The organism is Halomonas sp. EF61, from assembly GCF_040147045.1.
GTDB lineage: Bacteria > Pseudomonadota > Gammaproteobacteria > Pseudomonadales > Halomonadaceae > Halomonas > Halomonas litopenaei.
Map to the genome: position 1 here is coordinate 111263 of NZ_JAMSHM010000004.1, position 15061 is coordinate 126323.

Consider the following 15061-nt stretch of genomic DNA (forward strand, 5'->3'; position numbering starts at 1 on the left):
CCTAGCGCTGCTCGAGCATGGCGAGGTGCTGACGCGCCCGGTTCAAGGCGCGCTGCCTGAGCGCCTCACGGCGGGCGTCGATCCAGTCGAGCCAGGCGTCCATGCCCTCACCGCTGGTGGCCGACAGCCGCAGGATCTCGAGTTCGGGATTGATCCGACGGGCGTAGGCTTCGCAGGCGTCCATGTCGAAGTCGACATGGGGTGCCAGATCGACCTTGCTCAGCAGCATCAGCGAGGCGGCGGCGAACATGTGTGGATACTTGAGCGGCTTGTCCTCGCCTTCGGTCACCGACAGGATCACCACCTTGGCGTCCTCGCCCAGATCGAAGCCCGCCGGACACACCAGATTGCCCACATTCTCGATAAACAACAGGCCAAGCCCGGGCGGGCTTACCTGAGGCAGCGCCCGTTCGACCATGGAGGCGTCGAGATGGCAGCCCTTGCCGGTATTGACCTGCAGCGCCGGCACCCCTGTCTCGCGAATGCGTCGGGCGTCATTGGCGGTCTGCTGGTCGCCCTCGATCACCGCCACCCCCTCGGCGCCGAGCCGACGAATGGTATCCACCAGCAGCGTGGTCTTGCCGGAACCCGGGCTCGACACCAGATTCAGCGCCAGCACGCCGTCGGCCTCGAGGCGCCGCCGATTGCCCTCGGCGATGGCGTCATTGCGGGCCAGGATGTTGGTCTCGATCTCCACCAGACGGCGCTGCGACATTCCCGCCACCTCAACACCGGCCGGTCCTGCGCCACAGTCCAGATGCGGCGAGGCGTCCGGCTCGGCAGCGCCAGGGAGGTCCCCGTGGTCATGGGAATGAACATGGGCGTGCACATGCTCATGAGAGTGGGCGTGGTCGTGCTCGTGCGAATGAGGGTGAGCATGGGAGTGAGTGTGGGGGTGAGCATGGGAGTGAGCGTGCTCGTGGGGATGAGCATGCTCGTGCTCGTGATGATGGGCGTGACTCTGGTCACCGCTTTCGGCGCATCCGCAGACGGTACACATCAGACAACCTCCAGTTCCTTGACGCGAAGTTCCTCTCCGCCGGTCACGTGCAGACGGGCGCTGGAACACAGGGGGCAATCGTCGCCACGCTGGGCAATATCCACCGTGCGATTGCAACCGAAACACCAGGCCGTGGCCGGTATGTTGACGATGTCCAGCGTCGCCCCTTCGGCGACGGAGCCACGGGTGGATAGATCGAAACCGAACGCCAGGGCCTCGGGCTCGACGCAGGACAAGGCCCCTATCTCGAGACACACCCGGGTCACCTTCTCGAACACCTGGACACTGGCCTGCTCCTCGATCAGTTCGACGATGCTCTGACACAGGCTCAATTCGTGCATGATGACCTCCCCTTGGGCGGCCCTGCCTTCCGGCATGGTGCCTGCGAAGGCTCCTGGCACAGCGCTTCACTCGACTCCTGCCACACCACCGGCAGACAGGGATCGGCACAGCTCAGCGCCATCGCCACCCGCTGCCGGGCCTGGTTGTCGCCATCACTGAGGCCATGACTGTAGCCATGGCACTCGCCCTGGCCGTGGGCGGATTCCAGCAGGCGAGAAAGAAAACCCCGTTGCCGCTCGCCATCGGGGCCGACAGCATCGTCGAGCATGGCGTCGGTCGGGGTGATGATGTGGTAGTCGACGACCCGGTCGTCCCGGCACGCCACCCGATGCACCAGGCGTCCCCTGGCGGCCTCGGCCCAGCCACTGCCATCGGCGGCGCGCCCGCAGCGTGGCTTGCCGGCATCGCAGCTTTCCCCAGCAGGGCAGTTGCCAGCGCCGGCGCGCAGCGCAACTATCAACTGCGCCACCTCCACCAGCCGCGCCAGCATCCGCGCATACAGACTCCAACCATCCCTCGCGATGACGCCGCCTAGCGACGCATGCCCGCCCACGCGCCCCACAAAGGTAGGGTCGTCCGCCACCGCGATTCGCCCGAACTCCCGCGGCCAGTGGGCGACCTGGCGCAGCACCTCGGCGGGCCGACTCGCCGCTCGCTCAAGCCACGCCTCGATATCCTCCAGTGCGCGCTCGGCCGGCCCGGCGAACACCCGCGCCTCCAGCACCTCCAGCGTGCTCAGCGAAAGCCCCGCCAGCCCCTTCAGGGAGTCGGCGTCCATCGCCATGCCCAGCACCCCCGGCCAGTCCCGCAGCATGACCAGGCCATGCTCGCGCAGGGTCTCGAGCTGGATATGACGGTGGCAGTCAGGGGCAAGCGGCAGGTCCATGGCCTTGGCCGCCGCGGCGCTCTGGGCGGCGGCGCACAGGTTGTACAGACACCCCACCATGGTCATCGCCTCGTGACGATTTCGATCGATCAGCCACTGGGTCGGCATCCGTCCTCGCTGACTCACGCGAAACCCGGGCTCGCCCCCGGGGTTGTGGCCGTGACTGATGATCAGCGTCGGCATCATGACGACTCGTCCTCGTCCCCTGACGCAGAATCCAAGGACGCTCCGCTGCTGGAGACGGCTTTGGTGCCGGCAGCGGTGCTCGACGTGCGCCCGGTCAGGAAGTCTCGCCGAGACTCGAGCCCAGGCGCCGGGGGCGACCACTGGCTTACGCCAGCTTCGCCATCGCTGCCCAGGAGTTCGGGGGCGGCCGAGGGCGCCGCGGTGCTTTTAGCCACAGCGTCAGCGTCAGCATCTGCCCCGGCGATACCCTCCTCCCCGGCCACGCTCAGCGCGGCGATATCGGCGTGGCGATCCGTCTCGGCACGGTGGGCCGGATCGAACAGCGCCTCCATGGCGGCGCGCGCCACCTCGGTGGCGTAGGCCTGGCTTGCAAACTCGCTCATATCGGAAAACAGCGAACAGGCCAGGAAGGCTCCCACCGGCACCCGGGTATTGAAGATGAATTCGTAGTCGCCGGAGGCAAAGGAGTAGACCCGCTTGTCGCCGGGACGCAGGCGCTGGGCGTCGTCATCGGGACCTGGGATCACCACCAGATTCATCAGCCAGGGCGCGACAAGGATGCCCAGCAGCCCGCCCTCCCAGGGGATAAACCCCACCGCCTCGACGTGCAGCGACAGATTGTTGAAGGGGGAATCCTTCATGCCGGTGGTCTGGATCTCGCGAAAGGTCTCGACCAGTCGCTTGACGGCGCCCATATCGGCCGTCGAAGCCTCGGCGGGTGTGGCGAGTGCGGCGGGCGCGGCGGCCGCTCCCCCAACGCCCTGCCGATCATCCAGCACCATAAACTGGTTGCGCTCACCGTCGCACTGGGGGCAGCGCCAGTCCTGGGGCAGCGCCGAGAACGGCGTCCCCGGCTCAACCTGACGAACGGCGTCACCGACGGCCGGGTCATAGCAGTACCAGCAGATCTTGCACTCGAGACGGGCGGCGTCGTCCAGGCGCGCCAGGTCTCCGAGAAACGAACCTTCGAATCGTGCCGTCACGCCATCGCCTCCACTACCTGCTTGAGTCGAATCACCGAATCGGCGATGTCTTCGGCCGCCGCGCAGGCCACCTCGGGCACATCGGAGACTTCGATGACGTCCAGAATCAGCGAGTCCTGGGAATTGAAGTAGCGCACCCGCCAGACATGATCGAGGGCAGTGCTGTCGATACGACAGTTGCCGTAGCCCCGCGACAGGATGGTGACCTCGCCCCGACCCAGCGCCTCGTCCAGATAGGCCAGATCCTCCGGGGTATGGGGCAACAGCGACAGGTTGATGGCATAAGGCTCATTGTTGGAACAGAGCTCGCCACCCGGGACACGCTCCTCGCAGCGCTCGATCAGCTCCGAGACGATAAAGGGCCCGTTGACCACACCCTGGCCGGCCTCCGGCGGGCAGAAGATGCGCTGCTGGCGGCATTGCCCCACCGCCAGGGGCACCACGCCGATCTCGATATGTTCCTGCACACTGCCCGAGGCGTGATCCACATCACGGGACGTCACCCGCCACAGACCGGCGAAGACCGACTCCTGAATCTCGACGGCGCCAGCACCGGTACCAGTGCCACCCACCTTGATCGCGACCTCACCCTCGCCGAGTGCATCGGCCAGCGCCTTGCGATTCTCGGCATCGAGCGACGGCAGCTCGACCACCAGATTGCCGCCCTCCGGCGTCCACTGGGCGGCCCTGTCGGCCAGAGCGCTGAGGGCATCCAGCGCCGGCCGGATGCGCTCGGGGTCTTCCACCTCGGGAAAGCTCGGCTGAAAGGTGCTCATTCCCGATGGCATCGGCAGGTAATCGAGCACCGCCTCCTCGGGCTGGCTGCCAGGCCCGATACCCGGCGATGACGGCATGAATCCCTGGGTCATGTTCGAACACTCCCGTCGCGAGCGATGATATTGGCGCTGGCAGACGTCCCTTGCAGAATGGCGTGGATCTCGCCCAGGTAGTCGTCCCAGTCGCGCACCTTCGAGATCACACCGGTCATCCGCCCGTCCTGGAAAAACAGCAGTGAAGGCACCGGCCACACCTGAAAGCGTTCGCGGGTGGCGTCTTCTTCCGCGCGATCTACCACCGCGGGCTTGAAGCGCCCCGGGAAGGCCTTGACCAGCTCCGGCAGAATGGCAGCCACATCGTTGGTCTCGAGGTTGGTGGCCGGATCGCCACTGAGAAACAGCACCCGGGCGCCTGGCCCCGTCACGAAGGCCGCCAGTTCCTCCCCGGCGAGGCAGGGATAGTCCAGTTCATTGATCAGCCGGTGCAATGGCCCCGTCATTGGCGTGACTCCCTTGTCGCTCACTTGTCGCTCACTCACTTGTGTTGTCGATCACCCGCTTGCGTTGTCACCCGTGGCGTACTCAGCCAGTGGAGGCACCCGCCTTGCGCGCCGCCTCCAGATGCGGCGGCAGGCGGGGTTCGCCCTGCTCCAGGTCTGCAAACAGTCCCGTCTCGACCGTCCCTCCCTCGGCCGCCATGGCCATGGCCCTTAACGCATCGCTGATGCGCAGCGCCTCATCGGCCTCCAGCACCCGGCGCGCCGCTCCCAGAAATACCAGCAGCCAATCGCCGGGGCTCACCGCCTCGACCAGGGAAATATCGACCTCTTGTCGATCCTCTGCCCCGTCGCTGACACAGATGGCGAGCGTCCCGCTGGCCTCAAGCACTCGCATGGGAATGCCAATGCACATATCGCGGCTACTCCTTCGCAACGCTGTCGGCTACACCATCCCGCTCGCTTCCCGCCTCGCGAGACGGGTCGCCGTGCGCCCCGTCAGGATGGCCAAGGTCCCTCGCCAGAAAGCGCGGATCACCCACACGGCAGGCATCACGTGGTGAAGGACGCATGTTTTCGTAGTGGTGAAGGGCGAGCGCCGAAGGCGCCAGTTCGGTGGCAGGAGTCTGGTGATCGGGGCTGTGTTGAGAGCCGTGTCCGGGGCTCTGTTGAGAGCGAAGCTCAGGCCTGGCGCCCCAGGACGCCAGCTCATCGACCACCAGGCGGATCACCTCGTCGATTCGCGCGGCGATCTCCGGTCGCAGCGAGCCGCCATAATCGTCCAGCACCGAGGGCTGAACACCGACCAGCATCACCCGCTGTGGCTGCCAGCCGAGCAGCTGCGCCGCCGCCAGCACCTCCTGAAAGCCGGTCTGGTGCAGCGACATCTTCTTGGCACCCATGAAGCTCGGCACCGCGTCATCGCGCACCACATGCACACTGCCCGGGGCAAGGCCGTAGTCGATGGCATCGATGACCAGCAGACACTCACAGGACTGCACGTAGGGCAGCAGGTAGAGTCCCTGGGTGCCGCCGTCCATCACGGTCACCGTCTCGGCAAACGTATAGCGCTGGTGGAGCGCCTCCACCGCACGGACTCCGAAACCCTCGTCGGCCCACAGCACATTGCCGATACCCAGCACCAGAATCGATGGCGTCGCCTCGTGATCATCCGTCTTCATGCCGGCTCCTTCGCTGCGCCGAATATCTGCCTGCGCTACTTTAGTTGGCTTTATCCTGCGTCTCGTTCTTCGTTCTTTCCTTGTTCTTTCTTCGCCTGATTCCTGGATGCATTCGCTATAAAAACATCAAGATCCAGCATCAAAGCCAAAGGCTAGCGACGAAGCGCCTTGCTCACCGAAAAAAAGACGCCGAAAAACAAGACAACGACAAACAAGGCACCGAAAAACAAGACGCTGAAAAACAGGCCGCCAAAAAAACTGCCGAAAACGCTTCCACCTTCGCCACCCATGGCATATGCGAAAGCGATTTTTCACACTACAGCAGCCACTTACATGCACATATCCACGATGACCCGAAAAAATCTCGACCATTTGCGCAGAATAACGCCGCCACCTTTCAATAAAAAACATGCCCATCGTTTCGGCACACACACATGGTATATAACCCTACAAAAGTCCAATAACCGCCGATTCAAAGAAAATCTTTCTCATAAAACACCGGGCAACAACGTTTCAAAAAATGACTCATAATTACCTGATTAATGCTCGACCATGACACCTCTCCCACCGACCTATGCACACGCCTTGCCACCCTCCCTGAACGCAAACTAAAAGCGCCGGAGACCTCACCCGACATTCTCGGTGAAGCCTCCGGCGCCAACGGTCAGCGCTTACGCCCTTCAACGGCAGGGCTAACGAGCAACTGCGAACAACTGCGAGCTATGCCAAGTCACGGCGAGCAACGACAACTCACTACAAAGGGTCGTCGTCCTTGAAGGTGCGCTCCCCTGAGATCATTGTCGAGACGATGCTCTGGCGGGACATGATGTCCTCGCGTATCGCCACGTACACATGGATGATGATGAAGGTGATCATCACCCACATGCCGAGACGATGCAGGGTATGCACGTCCAGGCTCTGGCCCACCAGCGGGATGACCCAGCCGAACAGCGTGTCCTGCCAACTGCCGCGCAGGGCACCTTCGGCGTAGAGCGCCATTCCGGTCACGATCATGAACAGGGTGCCGAGGGTGATGAAGATGAACATCGCCAACTGTGCCAGGGGGTTGTGGCCCACGTACTTGCGCGGGCGCTTCTCCAGAAACAGGTACCAGCGAAGCTCGAACCACACCTCACGCCACCAGTCACGACGGTGCAACGGCAAGCGAAACAACTGCTTAGCGTGGTGATTGCCGACCAGCGACCAGTAGAAGCGAAACAGAAAACCGATCGCCAGGATGTAGCCCGCAGTAAAGTGGGCAAAGCGGATATAGCCCATCACGAAGTGATCGCTGGCCTCACCTGACACCGTCGGCAGCGGCTTGCCGATAAAGTAGCCGGTGACGATCAGTACCAGGATGGCCGCCGCGTTGGTCCAGTGCCACAGCCGCAGTGGCGCCTCGTAGACGTAGACAGACGTCTGCTTGACCGAGGAAGGCAGCACCCGTTCCTCCCCGGGGCCGAGCTTGCCAGCCTGAGGGTCCTCCGGGCTGGCCGTTGCAGCAGGTGACGCTTTCGAGTCATGGGACATGGGACACCCTCCCCCGGCTATCTGACGGTGACGCGAGACAGCTCTTCACCGTCTTCGCTCATCACGTGGGTGGAACAGGCCAGGCACGGATCGAAGGAATGCAGCGTGCGCAGGATCTCCACCGGCTCGTCCGGCCGCTCCATGGGCGTATTCAGCAGTGACGCCTCGAAGGCACCGATGTTGCCCTCCGGGTCCCGTGGGCTGCCGTTCCAGGTGGTCGGCACGATGCACTGGTAGTTCTCGATCTTGCCGTCCTTGATGCGGATCCAGTGGCCGTTCATGCCCCGTGGTGCGGCGACCATGCCGACACCGCGTGCCTCCTGAGGCCAGGACGCCGGGTCCCACTTCTCGATATTGGCGGTGGCCAGGTCGCCGGCGCGGATGTTGGCGATCAGCTCATGCCAGTCATCGAGCATCATGGACGCGCAGTAGTGAGCTTCCAGGGCGCGGGCCAGGGTACGGCCGATGGTGGTCGGCAGCGCCTGCTTCGGTGTCAGGCGGGTGCCGGCGAGCTGATTGAGGGCGGCCAGCGACGAGTCCACCTGGTCGATCACGAAGTCATTGCCCTGGGCGTAGTTGAGGATGTAGCGCGACAGCGGCCCCACCTCCATGGCGTGGCCACGCCAGCGTGGCGACTTGATCCAGGAGTACTTGGCGGCCTCGTCGATCTCCTCGATCCGGGTGCGGGTGCCGACGGTGCCCTGGCCCAGTTCGTAGTGGTGTTCGGTCTCGCCGTCCCAGGGGTGCAGGCCACGGGACTCGTCGGCGTAGCGGTACCAGGAGTGGGCCACGAACTCCTGGATCTGTTCGGGGTCGGTGGGGTCCACCTCGTGGATCTCGTTCCAGTTGCCGCCGAGGATGGCGCCGCCCTTGAGCTGGTCGGTGGACTTGTCGTAGTTGACCTTGGAGTAGTCGCCGTAGTCCATCACGTTGGTGGCGGACAGTCCCCCGCCGTACAACCAGCCCTCGTAGAAGCTGGCGATGGCGATGACGTCGGGAATATAGACGTTCCTGGAGAAGGCGAAGGCTTCCTCCATGCGCGCGCGCACGAAGTTGAGCCGCTCCATGTTGAGCGGCGCCCCGGCCGCCAGGTCGCCGTCGATATTGATGGCACAGGGCACCCCGCCGACCATGTAGTTGGGGTGGGGGTTCTTGCCGCCGAACACGGTGTGGACCTTGACGATCTCCTTCTGCAGGTCCAGCGCCTCGAGATAGTGAGCGGTCGCCATCAGGTCCGCCTCCGGCGACAGCCGATAGGCGGGATTGTCCCAGTAGCCGTTCTTGAAAAGCCCAAGCTGCCCCGACTCGATAAAGGTCTTCAGGCGATTCTGGACGTCGCGAAAATAGCCCGGCGACGACAGCGGATGGTTGGGGCCGGTCAACTGCTGCAGTTGCGAGGTCGCCCGCGGGTCGGCCCTCAGCGCATTGACCGGGTTGACCCAGTCCAGCGCGTGCAGGTGGTAGAAGTGCACCACGTGGTCATGCCACTGCAGCACCTTGGCCATCATCTCGCGGATCAGGTGGGCGTTGCGCGGGATGCGGATGTCGAGAGCGTCCTCCACCGCGCGCACCGACGCCAGCGCATGACAGCCGGTGCAGACGCCGCAGATGCGCTCGACAAAGGCCCAGGCGTCGCGCGGGTCACGGCCCTTGAGGATGACCTCGAGCCCGCGCCACATGGTGCCGGTGGACACCGCGTTGCGGATGATGTTGTTGTCATCCACGTTGACCTCGCAGCGCATATGCCCCTCGATGCGGGTCACCGGGTCGACGACGATACGCCGTCCGCTTCTGTCCAGATTGAACCCGTTAGGGGTGTTGATCTGCGTCATCAGGCTTCCTCCCTGTTGGCTGACGACTGGCGCTTGACCTGCGCCCGTTTCAAGGCGCTGACGGCGGCGTGGACCGCCACCGCACCGCCCACCCCGGTGGCCACAACGCCGCCGATCTGGTCGGCGTTGGCCTCGATGCCGAACTGGTGCACGTCCTGCAGCCGGGCGTACCAGGACCCCTTGTCCCAGAAGCCGTCTTCGGAGCAGCCGATACAGCCGTGGCCGGCCTGGATCGGGAAGCTCACCCCCTCGTTCCAGCGGATGGTCGAACAGGCGTTGTAGGTGGTCGGGCCCTTGCAGCCCACCTTGTACAGGCAGTAGCCGCGACGGGCGCCCTCGTCATCGAAGGACTCGACGAACTGGCCGGCGTCGAAGTGCGGCCGGCGGTAGCACTTGTCGTGGATGCGCTGGGAATAGAACATCTTGGGCCGGCCGGTACGGTCGAGCTCCGGCAGCCGGTCGAAGGTCAGCATATAGGTGATGACCCCGGTCATGACCTCGGCGATGGGCGGGCAGCCCGGTACCTTGATGATCGGCTTGTCGGTGATGACCTTGTGCACCGGAGTCGCCCGGGTGGGGTTGGGGCGCGCCGCCTGGACACAGCCGTGGCTCGCGCAAGAGCCCCAGGAGATCACCGCCTTGGCGTGCTCGGCGGTCTCGCGCAGCTGGTCGACGAAGGGCCGCCCGCCGACGATGCAGAACATGCCGTCCTCATTGAGCGGCGGGTTGCCCTCCACCGCCAGGATGTAGTTGCCCTTGTAGCGCTCGATGGTGTCGGCCAGGGCGGCCTCGGCCTGATGCCCCGCCGCCGCCATCAGGGTGTCGTCGTAGTCCAGCGAGATCATCGACAGCACCACGTCCTTGACCAGCGGGTGGGCCGAACGGATGAACGACTCCGAACAGCAGGTGCACTCGAGCCCGTGCACCCAGATCACCGGCGTGCGCGGCTTGGTCTCCATGGCGTGGGCGATCTTGGCGGTGTAGGCAGGCCCCAGTCCCAGCGCCGCCGCCGTGAGTGAACAGAACTTCAGAAATGAGCGACGCGTGACCCCCTGTCGCCGCATCACGTCGTAGAAGGTTTCGATGGGCTCCATCGGCAACGACTCCCCTGTCGTGGTCCTGGATCTCGCCACCGGCGTGATCCCCTGATCTGGAGGCGACCTGCCCTCGTTACGGCCAAGGCCAGAAGCCGACTAGAGGCTTGTACGCCAGGCCATCCAGATCGCCTGTTGTTGTTTCCCTTATATACGGGGCAAGGCCCGTGCCAGATTGCGGGGAGGACGTCTTTTCAAACACTTGGCGCGCTTGACCACCACATGGCGGTAGCGCCCTTTCCAGCGGTCTCCGTCACGCCAGCACAGAACTCGCGCTACACGGCACACAGGTGGTAGCCGACTTTCCAGCGCGCTGCGCTGGCGTCGCCCTGGCCGCCCCGGGCCACTAGCAGAGCCGTCATCGGGGCCATCACCAAGGCCGTCACCGGCGCCATTGCCATAACCCAAGTGCTTGACAACAAGCAGCGAATCCGTAGAATACGGCGCCATCCAAAGGCTACGTAGCTCAGTTGGTTAGAGCACATCACTCATAATGATGGGGTCCCCTGTTCGAGTCAGGGCGTAGCCACCAGATACCGAAAGGCCCGTCGATCATCGATCGACGGGCCTTTTCGTTGCGCCTTCCAATGTAACGATTCAACACCGACGCAGAAAAAACAGAGCGCCTGGCGGTTGCCCGCCAGGCGCTCTGTTATCGTCGTTTCAGTCTTTCAGCAAGCGCTGCGAGCGCTGGACCTACACCAGTTCGGCGCTGTTGAAGAAGGCCGTCAGTGCCCGAGTCAGGTGTTCCACGTCCTGGCTGCCGGCGGTCTCGCGGATCGAGTGCATCGCCCACTGGGGCACCCCCACGTCCAGCGTCGGCACGCCAAGCTCCGTTGCGGTGATGGGGCCGATGGTGCTGCCGCAGCCCATGTCCGCCCGGGTAATAAAGGTCTGCACCGGCACCTCTACCTTCTCGCACAGATCACGGAACATCGCCGCCGTGGCGCTGTTGGTGGCGTAGCGCTGGTTGGCGTTGGTCTTGATCACCGGGCCTGCGTTGAGGCTCGGGCCGTGCTGGGCGTCGTGCTTGTCCTTGAAGTTCGGGTGCAGCGCGTGGGCGTTGTCGCAGGAGATCATCCGCGAGGACTGGATCAGGCGGATATAGCCTTCCTCAGTGCCCTCGCCCACCTGGCCATTCACCCGCTTGAGCACGTCGGCGAGGAACGGACCCTGGGCGCCACAGGCGCTGGCGCTACCCACCTCTTCGTGGTCATTGGCGACCAGCACCATGCCCTGTTCGCCGTCGGCGTCGAGCATCGCTTCCAGGCCAATAAAGCAGGACAGCAGGTTGTCCAGGCGGGCGCTGGCGATCAGTTCCTTGCCCACGCCCACCAGCGACGGCGGCTGCAGGTCATAGAAGCCCAGCTCGAAGTCCAGCACCTTCACCCCGGTCAGACCGTGCTCCTGCTCCAGCCAGGCCAGCAGCAGGCGATCGAGGTCGTCGTCCTTGCCGCCCTGCAGCACCACCGGCGCCATCTGAGTCTGGGCATTCATCGCCTTGCCGTCGTTGGCTTCTCGATCCAGGTGGATGGCCAGGCTCGGGATGATGGCGATGGCCTCGGCGACGTTGAGCAGCACGCCCTCGACGCGACCATCGGCGTGACGGACATGCAGACGCCCGGCCAGGCCCAGGTCACGGTCGAACCAGGGCGCGAGCAGTGCCCCGCCGTAGACCTGCACGCCAAGCTGCAGCCAGCCCGCCGAGGTCTGGCCGGCGTGGGTCTTCAGCCTGAGATTGGGGCTGTCGGTATGGGCGCCGACCATGCGCAGACTGGTGACCGGCTGGCCCTTCGGCAGGTTGACAGCGATAATCGAAGAATCGTTGCGGGTCACGTAGAAGCGGTCACCGGGAACCAAATCCCAGCTATCGGTCTCCAACAGACGACGGTAGCCGGCGTCCTCGAGCCGCTGAGCCATGTTCGCGGTGGCGTGCCAAGGGCTGGGGGACCGGTGAAGAAACTCAAGCAGCCGACTGAGCCTTTTGGCGCATCCGGCATCATCCTTTGGCAAGCACTCCTGTGACATGGGCGTCCTCTGTTGCATGATAGTGTGGTTCAAGGATTGACCCTAAATGTCGCACAACGGCAAGGGTCAAGGATTGACATCAAGCTGCTACAATGCGAATCCGGTCCAAGGGACCCGCCGACCGAGTCGGTGTCAGACCGACGAGTGTACACGAATCCTGGAGTGCTTCATTGATGAGCCTGATTGAGTCTGCGGGTCGCGCCCTGGCGCTGTCCCTGCTGATCGCGGCCCCTACGGCGCTGGCTACTCCCACGCCCGGCGACGACCAGCGTCAGGCGGCCATGGAGGTGGCCGAATCACTACGCTACGGCCACTACGCGGACGTGAGGCTGGACGACCAATGGTCCAACCGCGCCTTCCAGCGTTATCTGGACGTGCTGGACGGCCAGCGTGCCTACTTCGTGCAGGACGACGTGGATGAGTTCGCTGATCTGCGTACCGGCATGGACGAGGCAATGCTCGAAGGCTCCCTGGAGCGGGCCTACGACCTCTACGAGCGCTACCACGATCGTGCCGAGGCGCGCCTTACGTGGATGCTCGACGAGATCGACCACCTCGACATGAGCTTCAACGGCGAAGGCCGCCTCGAACTCGACCGCGAGGACGCCGCCTGGGCCGCCTCCCAGGCGAGCCTCGACGACTTGTGGCGCAAGCGCCTGGCCAACGCCGCCCTGACGCTGTCGATCAGCGGCCAGGAAGACGACGAGGTCATCGACACCCTGCGCGAGCGCTACGAGACCCAGAAGCATCGCCTCGAGCAGACCAACGCCGAGGACGTGTTCGGGCTGATCATGGCCGCCGCCACCGGCACCGTGGACCCCCACACCGAATACCTGTCGCCGCGCCAGGGTGAGTCCTTCGACATCCAGATGCGCCTCTCGCTCGAGGGCATCGGTGCCCTGCTCCAGGCCGACGGCGAGTACGTCAAGGTCGCGAGTCTGGTGCCCGGTGGCCCGGCCGAGAAGGACGGCGCGCTCAAGCCCGCCGACCGCATCATCGGCGTCGGCCAGGAAGGCGAAGACATCGTCAACGTGGTCGGCATGCGCCTGGACGACGTGGTCGAACTGATTCGTGGGCCCAAGGGCTCAGAGGTACGCCTCGAGGTAGTGCCCGGTGAAGCCGTGGACATGACCCGCTCCACCGTGGTCGACATTACCCGTGACACCGTCAAGCTCGAGGATCAAGCGGCCAGCAGCGAGGTCATCGAGATCCAGCGCGAAGACGGCGTGCACAAGGTCGGCGTGATCGAGGTGCCCGCCTTCTACGTCGACTTCGACGCCTGGCAGGCCGGCGAGGAAAACTACCGCTCCACCACCCGTGACGTCGCCGCCGAGGTCGAGAAGCTCAAGGCCGAAGGCGTCGAGGGCATCGTGCTGGACCTGCGCAACAACGGCGGCGGCGCGCTGCAGGAAGCCAACTCGATGATCGGCCTGTTCATCGACCGTGGCCCCACCGTGCAGGTACGTGACGCCCGTGGCCGCATCAGCCTCTACGGCGACACCGACAGCGGCACCCTGTATGACGGCCCGCTGGTGGTGCTGGTCAACCGCCTGTCCGCCTCGGCCTCGGAGATCTTCGCCGGTGCCATCCAGGACTACGGTCGCGGCCTGATCGTCGGCTCCAACACCTTCGGCAAGGGCACGGTGCAGACCCTCAACGACCTGAGCTACGGCCAGATCAAGCTGACCCGCGCCAAGTTCTACCGCATCTCTGGCGAGAGCACTCAGAACCGCGGCGTGAAGCCGGACATCATGTACCCGAGCCTGCTCGACCCCGAGATCATCGGCGAGAGCGCGCTGGACAACGCCCTGCCCTGGGACACCGTGCGCGACGTCCAGTACCGCAGCTACGGCACCCCGCGCCAGTACCTGAAGGACCTGCGCGCCCGCCACCAGCAGCGTGCCGACGAGCACCCCAACTTCCACTACCTGGAACAGCGGGCAGAGCTGGCGAGCCGCCTGCGCGAGCAGCACACCAGCGTCAGCCTGAATCGCGAGCAGCGTCAGCGTGAAGCCGACGCCCAGGACGCCGAAATGCTGGCACTGGAAAACGAGCGCCGCGAAGCCCTCGGCCTCGACATCCTCGAGGAATGGGGCGACGCCCGCGAAAGCGGCGACGACACCGACCTCGCCGACGAAGAGACCGAAGAGGAACAGCCCGTCGACCGCGCCGAGGTCGAGGAGTCAGCGGAAATCCTGCTCGACTTCGCCGAACTCGGCCCGAGCTGGCAGTACGCGGTAAAAGGCTAAGCGGCAAAAAACGTATCGCCGCAAGCAAAATGAAAAAGCCGGGGCATCGAGCCCCGGCTTTTTTATGGACGTGGTCTGAACTCAGTCATCGCCAGCCTAACGGCGAACAGCCCTTCTCACTCATCACTCCCTCCAAAGCCACATCGCGACCAGGAGTTCCAGCAAGGCGAAGCCCACAAACGCCGCCCCATAGACCCAGCGAACCTGACGCTGCTGCTCCTCGGTCGGAAACAGCTCCAGCGAGCCATGCAAGAACCCAGCACCGCTCAGCAGCATCAACACGAGCAAGAGCACCGCAATACACCAGAGTAGGGTTCTCACCTTCGTCCCGCCTTGTTTGTCAGAGCACAATCAAGAGAATGGGCAGATGCGGTTTCTGAGCGCAACTGAAGTGCCCCTCTCCAAGCCAACCTCACTACAGACGTTGCCAACGCCCATGCGGCTAACCATATTGATGGTGGTACCGAAAAAGGAGGC

The 15061-nt window shown here is 64.4% G+C and carries 15 protein-coding genes and 1 tRNA gene; 3 read left to right on the forward strand and 13 right to left on the reverse strand.

The window, feature by feature from the left end; translation table 11 throughout:
* Position 1: 1 nt before the first annotated feature.
* The 8 genes from hypB to NFI08_RS20085 all read right to left on the reverse strand — a co-directional run bounded on the left by hypB (position 2) and on the right by NFI08_RS20085 (position 5851).
* On the reverse strand, positions 2-1000 hold the full coding sequence (gene hypB / locus NFI08_RS20050; RefSeq protein WP_502881143.1) for a hydrogenase nickel incorporation protein HypB: 999 nt from the start codon (positions 998-1000) through the stop codon (positions 2-4).
* Positions 1000-1341 carry a hydrogenase maturation nickel metallochaperone HypA gene (gene hypA, locus NFI08_RS20055; protein ID WP_349591344.1) on the reverse strand — a complete coding sequence of 114 codons (342 nt, stop codon included), beginning with the start codon at positions 1339-1341 and terminating at the stop codon, positions 1000-1002. Before hypA ends, hypB begins: the two co-directional genes overlap by 1 nt.
* The gene (locus NFI08_RS20060; RefSeq protein ID WP_349591345.1) at positions 1329-2414 is read right to left on the reverse strand and encodes a hypothetical protein; all 1086 of its coding nucleotides are present in this window, start codon (positions 2412-2414) and stop codon (positions 1329-1331) included. Before NFI08_RS20060 ends, hypA begins: the two co-directional genes overlap by 13 nt.
* The gene (locus NFI08_RS20065) at positions 2411-3397 is read right to left on the reverse strand and encodes a [NiFe]-hydrogenase assembly chaperone HybE (RefSeq protein ID WP_349591346.1); all 987 of its coding nucleotides are present in this window, start codon (positions 3395-3397) and stop codon (positions 2411-2413) included. The genes NFI08_RS20060 and NFI08_RS20065 overlap by 4 nt, the downstream gene beginning before the upstream one ends.
* On the reverse strand, positions 3394-4266 hold the full coding sequence (locus NFI08_RS20070; RefSeq protein WP_349591347.1) for a hydrogenase expression/formation protein: 873 nt from the start codon (positions 4264-4266) through the stop codon (positions 3394-3396). Before NFI08_RS20070 ends, NFI08_RS20065 begins: the two co-directional genes overlap by 4 nt.
* A complete protein-coding gene (locus tag NFI08_RS20075) occupies positions 4263-4673 on the reverse strand; it encodes a thioredoxin domain-containing protein (protein ID WP_045994046.1) in 411 nt (136 codons plus the stop codon). Before NFI08_RS20075 ends, NFI08_RS20070 begins: the two co-directional genes overlap by 4 nt.
* An 82-nt stretch (positions 4674-4755) precedes the next feature.
* A complete protein-coding gene (locus tag NFI08_RS20080) occupies positions 4756-5085 on the reverse strand; it encodes a HypC/HybG/HupF family hydrogenase formation chaperone (protein ID WP_213229664.1) in 330 nt (109 codons plus the stop codon).
* A 7-nt stretch (positions 5086-5092) separates the two neighbouring features.
* Complete coding sequence (locus NFI08_RS20085; RefSeq protein ID WP_349591348.1) at positions 5093-5851, reverse strand: HyaD/HybD family hydrogenase maturation endopeptidase; 759 nt, start codon at positions 5849-5851, stop codon at positions 5093-5095.
* A gap of 80 nt (positions 5852-5931) precedes the next feature.
* On the opposite strand from NFI08_RS20085, the gene NFI08_RS20090 reads away from it, so the two are divergent.
* On the forward strand, positions 5932-6255 hold the full coding sequence (locus NFI08_RS20090; RefSeq protein WP_349591349.1) for a hypothetical protein: 324 nt from the start codon (positions 5932-5934) through the stop codon (positions 6253-6255).
* 349 nt (positions 6256-6604) lie between these two features.
* Here NFI08_RS20090 and cybH read toward each other — a convergent pair whose 3' ends face one another.
* From cybH to NFI08_RS20105, 3 genes are read right to left on the reverse strand one after another with little or no spacing between them, the layout of a single operon-like run.
* Entirely contained in the window at positions 6605-7381 is a 777-nt protein-coding gene (cybH, locus tag NFI08_RS20095; protein ID WP_349591350.1) for a Ni/Fe-hydrogenase, b-type cytochrome subunit, read from the reverse strand.
* Positions 7382-7398: 17 nt separating this feature from the next.
* Complete coding sequence (locus NFI08_RS20100; RefSeq protein ID WP_349591351.1) at positions 7399-9213, reverse strand: nickel-dependent hydrogenase large subunit; 1815 nt, start codon at positions 9211-9213, stop codon at positions 7399-7401.
* Positions 9213-10307 (reverse strand): hydrogenase small subunit, encoded by a 1095-nt coding sequence (locus NFI08_RS20105; protein ID WP_253029420.1) that lies wholly within the window; start codon positions 10305-10307, stop codon positions 9213-9215. Before NFI08_RS20105 ends, NFI08_RS20100 begins: the two co-directional genes overlap by 1 nt.
* A 455-nt stretch (positions 10308-10762) precedes the next feature.
* On the opposite strand from NFI08_RS20105, the gene NFI08_RS20110 reads away from it, so the two are divergent.
* A tRNA-Met gene (locus NFI08_RS20110) sits at positions 10763-10839 on the forward strand.
* Between the two features lie 164 nt (positions 10840-11003).
* On the opposite strand, the gene NFI08_RS20115 is transcribed toward NFI08_RS20110, so the two are convergent.
* Positions 11004-12335, reverse strand: coding sequence for a M18 family aminopeptidase (locus NFI08_RS20115; protein WP_108448921.1), 1332 nt, complete (start codon positions 12333-12335; stop codon positions 11004-11006).
* Between the two features lie 173 nt (positions 12336-12508).
* Here NFI08_RS20115 and NFI08_RS20120 point away from each other — a divergent pair, with 173 nt between their 5' ends.
* Positions 12509-14584, forward strand: coding sequence for a carboxy terminal-processing peptidase (locus NFI08_RS20120; RefSeq protein ID WP_108448920.1), 2076 nt, complete (start codon positions 12509-12511; stop codon positions 14582-14584).
* Positions 14585-14707: 123 nt separating this feature from the next.
* Here NFI08_RS20120 and NFI08_RS20125 read toward each other — a convergent pair whose 3' ends face one another.
* Positions 14708-14905 (reverse strand): hypothetical protein, encoded by a 198-nt coding sequence (locus NFI08_RS20125; RefSeq protein WP_349591352.1) that lies wholly within the window; start codon positions 14903-14905, stop codon positions 14708-14710.
* Positions 14906-15061: the final 156 nt, after the last annotated feature.